Below are 638 nucleotides of genomic sequence, written 5' to 3' on the forward strand. Positions count from 1 at the left end.
ACCGACCACATTACCAATGTCGGCACCTTGAACCTCACTGGTGTCGAAACCGGCGCCACCGTCGAATACTCGATCGATGGCGGCCATACCTGGAACACCAGTTTCAGTGCCGTTGAAGGCGTAAACGATGTACAGGTCCGGCAGACCGACATCGCGGGCAATACATCGGATCCGACTTCGTTCAGCTTCACGCTCGATACGGCGGCCGCTGCACCCAGTGTCGCGCTCACCACCGACTCCGGTAGCAGCGCCACCGACCACGTCACCAATGTCGGCACCTTGAACCTCACCGGTGTCGAAACCGGCGCCACCGTCGAATACTCGATCGATGGCGGTCATACCTGGAACACCAGCTTCAACGCCGTCGAAGGGATGAACGACGTCCAGGTCCGGCAAACCGATATCGCAGGCAACACGTCGGATCCGACTTCGTTCAGCTTCACGCTCGATACCTCGGCCGCTGCGCCCGGTGTTGCGCTCACCACCGACTCCGGTAGCAGCGCCACCGACCACGTCACCAATGTCGGCACGTTGAACCTCACCGGTGTCGAAACCGGCGCCACCGTCGAATACTCGATCGATGGCGGTCATACCTGGAACACCAGTTTCAACGCCGTCGAGGGCGTGAACGACGTGCA

Annotated in this window: 1 protein-coding gene; it reads left to right on the top strand. The window is 60.7% G+C overall.

What is annotated here, in order from left to right; genetic code table 11:
* Positions 1-638: Ig-like domain-containing protein (locus DIE23_RS39125; protein WP_148093508.1), on the top strand; the 638-nt coding region annotated here is incomplete at both ends.

The organism is Burkholderia sp. Bp9143, assembly GCF_003853645.1.
Classification (GTDB): Bacteria; Pseudomonadota; Gammaproteobacteria; order Burkholderiales; family Burkholderiaceae; genus Burkholderia.